This is a genomic window from Arthrobacter sp. E3, assembly GCF_017353415.1.
Classification (GTDB): Bacteria; Actinomycetota; Actinomycetes; order Actinomycetales; family Micrococcaceae; genus Specibacter.
Genome location: NZ_JAFMPX010000066.1, coordinates 1 through 4,770, shown reverse-complemented (window position 1 = coordinate 4,770; position 4,770 = coordinate 1). Strand labels below are relative to the sequence as shown.

Here is a 4,770-nt window from a genome sequence, read left to right as displayed (position 1 = left end):
AGCAAAACCCCATCAAGGCCAAAAACAACGCCATCAAACGACTCCACGAACTCGGCTACAACGTCACACTCACCCCGACACAAAACGCAACCGACACCGCAGCCTGACTAACCTACTTTCGTGTCAGGTGTGTACGCTTGATTCTGAAAAACTCAAGAGCAGTGCTCACTTAAGTTGAGGGCGGTCTTGCTTGCACTGAATTATAGGGCCATGAAAAAGACACCCAGGGAGCGCGCCCGCGAGCAGACCATGGCGGAAATCCTCAGCATTGGACGTGTGCATCTGGCCGTGCACGGTGCTGCGGGCCTGTCGTTGAGGGCCGTGGCACGTGAGCTGGGGGTGGTGTCCTCGGCCGTCTACCGATAGGTCAAGAACCGGGACGATTCAATAGGTTGCTGACACTGCTGTTGGTGGATGGCTACAACGCATTGGGTGACGCTGTGGACGAGGCCGGGCACGACGACTTTTTAGCGCAGTTGCGCCCGCTGGGGCACGGGGTGCGGGAGTGGGCGCTGGCAGAGCCCGCGCGTTACGGCTTGCTTTTTGGCGCGTCCGTGCCAGGATACGAGGCTTCGGCCGCGGAGACCACCGCACCGGGCACGCGGGCTGTGCTTCGGCTGGTTCGCCTCATCAAAGAGGCCTATCAGACCGGGGCGATAGAGGACCTCATGCAGGACGAGGCGGCGGGCTCAGCCACGGCACGGAAACCAGCCCCAGCTCTGGTCCGAAAGCCCTCAGTCAACTTTGCAGCAGTCCGCGCGGAACTGGGGTTGGAGGTTCCGGACGATGTTCTGGCGCGCGGAATCTTGGTATTGGCAGCACTGTTTGGCACCGTAAATTTTGAAGTCTTTGGCCAGTACGGGGCATCCACCTTCGCAGACCCGGGCGCTCTCTTTGAACTCCACTTGGATTCCCTGGCGAAGATTCTTGGATTGCAAGTCGCGGGCACGCACCATTCGAAAAGTTCTAGCCTCGGACGCGCTGGCACCAGACGATGAGCCGGCCCAGAGGCTACCCCAGCGCAGGCAGGTGGGAGAGCAGTTCCGCAGCGGCCGCCGCCGGATCTTGGGCCTCAGTGATGGCCCTGACCACAACAATGCGCGAGGCCCCGGCCGCTACCAGCTGATCGACGTTGGAGAGCTCCACCCCGCCGATGGCGAACCACGGCTTCGCAGTGTTTAGCGAGGCGGCGTGTTCCACGAGGGATAGCCCGACGGCGGTCCGGCCCGGCTTGGTGGGGGTGGCCCACACCGGCCCGACGCAGAAGTAGTCGGCGTTGGGATTGGCAGCGGCAGCAGACACCTGGGCCGGGTCGTGGCAGGACAAGCCCATGCGCGTTCCGGAACCCACAAGGGAGCGCGCAGCAGGCAGCGGCAGGTCCTTTTGGCCCACATGGAACACGGGTGCGCCGCTGAGCATGACGACGTCGGCCCGGTCATTGACTGCCCACAACTTGCCGCATTCCTGCGCCACGGACTTCAGCACGGCCAGCAGTTCAAGCTCCTGCGCAGCCTCCAGCGACTTGTCGCGGAGCTGGATGATGTCCACCCCGCCGGCGTAGGCGGCACGCAGAAAATCGGCGAAATCCCCCTGCTTTTCCCGTGCGTCGGTGCACAAATACAGCCTGGCTGTGTCGAGGCTGGGGGTGGCTATTGCGGATGATTTGTCATGGATGGCAGAAGTTGTGCTCATGTCTCATAGACTAGTGCAGTACCGCGGGAGCCAGTGAAGCTGGCTGAGAGGGCACCGACATGTGCCGACCGAAAGACGTCCAGCGGACGTGGAACCTGATCCGGCTCATACCGGCGTAGGGAAGGAGACCTTGATGGCGCGCACCGTGCCGGAATTTTCGAGCACTGAAGCAACCAGTGCCGACGTGGCCGTCATTGGCGGTGGAATCGTGGGCCTTGGCATCGCCTGGGAAGCCCAACGTTCCGGGCGCAGCGTCACGGTCATTGACCCGGCACCTGCCACTGGTGCCACGTTCGCTGCCGCCGGAATGCTAGCCCCCGTCAGTGAACTCCATTATCAGGAAGATACGCTGCTGGAGCTGACGCTCGCCTCGGCAGCCCGCTGGCCGGAATTCGTGGACTCACTGCCGGCAGCTGCACAGACCGGCTTCAACACGTCCCCAACTCTTGTCCTCGGCGCAGACCCAGCTGACAGGAAGGCATTGGCGGACCTGCGCGACGTCCAGTTGCAGCACGGCCTGGAAGTCACGCAGCTAACCATCCGGGAAGCTCGCGCCGCTGAACCCATGGTGGGCCCGCACATTTCCTGCGCCTACAAGGTGGAAGCGGACCATCAGGTGGACCCGCGGGCCATGGCAGAGGCCCTGCGCACTCAACTCCTGCGAACCGCCGTCGAACATGGCAGGGTCGATCCGGAACAAACTTTCATCGCCCAGGCGGCCACAAGCTTGCTGCATGCGGATCCGGGCGATACTCAGTCGGCCGTGACTGGGGTGCTGCTCGCCGACGGCGCCGAAATCCATGCCCGTGAAGTCATTGTGGCCAACGGGCTCGGGGCACCGAAGTTGGCCGGATTGCCGGTTGGACTTTCGCTCCCGGTGCGGGCCGTCCATGGCGACATTCTTCGCCTGAACGTGCCTGCACACCTGCGTCCGCTGACCACAGCCACCATTCGCGGCCTGGTGCGCGGATTGCCCGTCTACATTGTGCCGCGCGGGGACGGCACAGTGGTGATTGGCGCCAGCAGCCGCGAAGACGGATCGGCGGCGGTCAGTGCCGGGGGAGTCCACCAGCTGCTGCGTGATGCCCAAGTCCTCATGCCTGCCGTCGCCGAACTGGAACTTCTTGAAATGACCGCCCGCGCCAGACCCGGCACCCCCGATAACGCCCCGCTGCTGGGACGCGTGGCAGGTGTGGACGGCAAGGACATTGCCGGGCTCATCATCGCCACCGGCTTCTTCCGCCATGGCGTGCTGCTCACGCCCATCGCGGCCCTGATTGTCCGGCAGTTGCTGGGAAATATCACGGATCTGGCATGGCTGCCCTTCCGCCCGGACAGATTTTCGCCGAAACTCAAGGCTGCCGCCAGCACCAACAAGCTCAGCAATCAGAACAGCAATCAGAACAGCTAAGGAGACACCATGAGTACCATCCAACTCAATGGAGCACCCCACCACTACGACGCCGGCACCACCGTGGCGCAGCTTGTTTCAGCCATGACCGGCCGGGCGCTGCTGCCCTCCGGCCAAGCGGCCGACGGTGGCCGACTCGGTGTGGCGGTGGCCCGCAATGCGGGCATTGTGCCGCGCAGCCAATGGTCGGCAACGGCTCTTGAACACAACGACGACCTTGAAATCGTCACAGCCGTCCAAGGCGGCTGACCCCATGCCCCAAACCTCCACCCACCACCTGCCGAAAGTGAAATGCCATGACTGAATCCCTTGTCCGCAACGACGCACCGGTCAACGACGCGGTGAGCCACGACGCGCTGGTCAATGATGCGCTTGTCATTGACGGCGTCGCGTTGGGCTCGCGCCTCATCATGGGAACCGGTGGGGCACCAAGCCTGGCCGGGCTGGGCGCGGCACTCATCGCCTCGGGCACCGAGCTGACCACGGTGGCCATGCGCCGCTACTCCGTGGACGGGGCGGGCAGCGCCGACACGAACCTGTTTGCGCTGCTGCTTGAAAACAACATCAAGGTCCTGCCCAACACAGCTGGCTGCTTCACGGCACGCGAAGCCGTCATGACGGCCGAGCTGGCACGTGAGGCGCTGGAAACGGACTGGGTGAAACTGGAAGTCATCGCCGACGAGCACACGCTTCTCCCGGATGCGCTGGAACTTGTGGAGGCCACCGAACAGTTGGTGAACCGCGGATTCAAGGTGTTCGCCTACACCAACGACGATCCCGTCCTGGCCCTGCGCCTCGAACATCTCGGAGCAGCTGCCGTCATGCCACTCGGTGCGCCCATCGGCACCGGGCTGGGCATCTTGAACCCGCACAACATTGAACTGATCGTTGCACGCGCCAGTATTCCCGTAGTTCTTGACGCCGGAATCGGCACGGCATCCGACGCCGCCCTGGCCATGGAACTTGGCTGTGACGCGGTACTGCTCGCCACCGCCGTGACGCGCGCCCAGAATCCAGTGCTCATGGCGAAGGCCTTTAAACACGCAGTCATTGGTGGCAGACTGGCAGCACAGGGCGGACGCATTCCCAAGCGCCAGCATGCACTGGCGTCCTCGGCCATGGAGGGACGCCCCGACGTATAAACAGGTGGCCGTGCAGGCACGGCTGCAAGGACTGGGCGAAGGAGCCTGCCATGGCTGTTCCCGATGATGTACTAACCCGTAGCAAGATCGACGCTGAACTGGCCACCCTGCCGCTGTGGCGCTACGCAGGTGAGCTGCGCACGGAACTGAAATGTCCGACGTCGGCCGCTGCCTTGGCGCTGTTCGCCGCCATTGGGGAGTTGGCCCAGCAGGCGAACCACCACCCCGACGTGGACTGGCGCTATGACACCTTGATCATTGCGACGAGCTCACACGACGCCGGAGGGCAGGTCACCGCCCGTGACATCGCATTGGCGCGCAGGATTTCAGCTGCAGCACAGGAGGCTGGCGCCGTCGCGGCGCATGGATAACCGCAGGTTCGGCGCATAAAAGCACCTTCCGAAAATTGTCAAGCTGTGTTGAGTCACTTGGCTAGTTTTTGTGGTGTTTGTGGTTTGGGTAGGTTGATGCCGACGTGTTTGGCGGGGGCTGGTGTGGTGGGTGGCCGGCGGAATCTTTCGGGGT

At 63.3% G+C, this 4,770-nt stretch carries 7 protein-coding genes and 1 riboswitch; of the genes, 6 read left to right on the top strand and 1 reads right to left on the bottom strand.

All coding sequences use genetic code 11. The features are described 5' to 3' along the window. Positions 1–210: 210 nt before the first annotated feature. Together JMA46_RS17365 and JMA46_RS16560 are read left to right on the top strand one after the other, a co-directional pair. Positions 211–366 carry a hypothetical protein gene (locus JMA46_RS17365; protein WP_247647393.1) on the top strand — a complete coding sequence of 52 codons (156 nt, stop codon included), beginning with the start codon at positions 211–213 and terminating at the stop codon, positions 364–366. Between the two features lie 26 nt (positions 367–392). Then, the gene (locus JMA46_RS16560) at positions 393–998 is read left to right on the top strand and encodes a TetR-like C-terminal domain-containing protein (RefSeq protein ID WP_247647392.1); all 606 of its coding nucleotides are present in this window, start codon (positions 393–395) and stop codon (positions 996–998) included. A gap of 13 nt (positions 999–1,011) precedes the next feature. Here JMA46_RS16560 and thiE read toward each other — a convergent pair whose 3' ends face one another. After that, the gene (gene thiE, locus JMA46_RS16555) at positions 1,012–1,692 is read right to left on the bottom strand and encodes a thiamine phosphate synthase (protein WP_207346450.1); all 681 of its coding nucleotides are present in this window, start codon (positions 1,690–1,692) and stop codon (positions 1,012–1,014) included. Positions 1,693–1,706: 14 nt separating this feature from the next. Then, positions 1,707–1,831, top strand: a riboswitch (TPP riboswitch). Here thiE and thiO point away from each other — a divergent pair. The 4 genes from thiO (at position 1,826) to JMA46_RS16535 (ending at position 4,616) form a co-directional block, all read left to right on the top strand. Next, positions 1,826–3,103, top strand: coding sequence for a glycine oxidase ThiO (thiO, locus tag JMA46_RS16550; protein ID WP_207346449.1), 1,278 nt, complete (start codon positions 1,826–1,828; stop codon positions 3,101–3,103). Its footprint overlaps the riboswitch before it by 6 nt. Positions 3,104–3,112: 9 nt before the next feature. Continuing rightward, positions 3,113–3,352: a sulfur carrier protein ThiS gene (gene thiS, locus JMA46_RS16545; protein WP_207346448.1), complete on the top strand. Its 240-nt coding sequence runs from the start codon at positions 3,113–3,115 to the stop codon at positions 3,350–3,352. Between the two features lie 47 nt (positions 3,353–3,399). Beyond that, positions 3,400–4,245 carry a thiazole synthase gene (locus JMA46_RS16540; RefSeq protein ID WP_207346447.1) on the top strand — a complete coding sequence of 282 codons (846 nt, stop codon included), beginning with the start codon at positions 3,400–3,402 and terminating at the stop codon, positions 4,243–4,245. Positions 4,246–4,295: 50 nt separating this feature from the next. Next, positions 4,296–4,616, top strand: a complete 321-nt coding sequence (locus tag JMA46_RS16535; RefSeq protein WP_207346446.1) for a 4a-hydroxytetrahydrobiopterin dehydratase — start codon at positions 4,296–4,298, stop codon at positions 4,614–4,616. Positions 4,617–4,770 lie beyond the last annotated feature (154 nt).